The 481-nt window shown below is 53.8% G+C and carries 1 protein-coding gene and 1 pseudogene; both read left to right on the top strand.

Going from position 1 to position 481, the window contains the following annotated elements; genetic code table 11:
* A pseudogene (locus tag L692_RS33905) lies at nucleotides 1-109 on the top strand (sulfate ABC transporter); the annotation flags it as partial.
* Between the two features lies 1 nt (nucleotide 110).
* Nucleotides 111-481 (top strand): sulfate/molybdate ABC transporter ATP-binding protein (locus L692_RS0110790; RefSeq protein ID WP_025699740.1); only part of this gene is annotated, 371 nt, incomplete at its 3' end.

Below are 481 nucleotides of genomic sequence, written 5' to 3'. Positions count from 1 at the left end.
GAACTTTAATGTAACGGCGGCGGGCGGCGTCGCGCTGGTGTTGGCCGCTTTTTCGGTAGGACTTCTGCTGCTCATGGAATGGAGCAAGAAAAGAAAGGAAGTGCGTTAATATGCACGTGGAAGTACGCGGTCTGAACAAGCATTTTGGCAATTTTCATGCGGTGAAGGATGTTAGCTTTGAAATTACGAAAGGCCATTTGATTGGACTGCTCGGACCGAGCGGCGGCGGAAAAACGTCGATCCTGCGGATGCTGGCGGGCCTTGAAACGCCGGATGCCGGCGAAATCGTCTTTCATGGGCAAGTGGTCAACAATCTGCCGCCGCAGGAGCGCGGGATTGGCTTCGTGTTCCAGAACTACGCGCTGTTCAAGCATATGACGGTATTTGACAATATCGCCTTCGGGCTGAAGGTGAAGAAGGCGAACAAAAGCTTCATCCGCGACCGTGTGATGGAGCTGGTGGAGCTGACGGGCCTTAAAGG

The sequence above is a fragment of the Paenibacillus forsythiae T98 genome (genome assembly GCF_000520735.1).
GTDB lineage: Bacteria > Bacillota > Bacilli > Paenibacillales > Paenibacillaceae > Paenibacillus_AQ > Paenibacillus_AQ forsythiae.
This window is presented reverse-complemented; position numbering and strand designations above follow the sequence as displayed.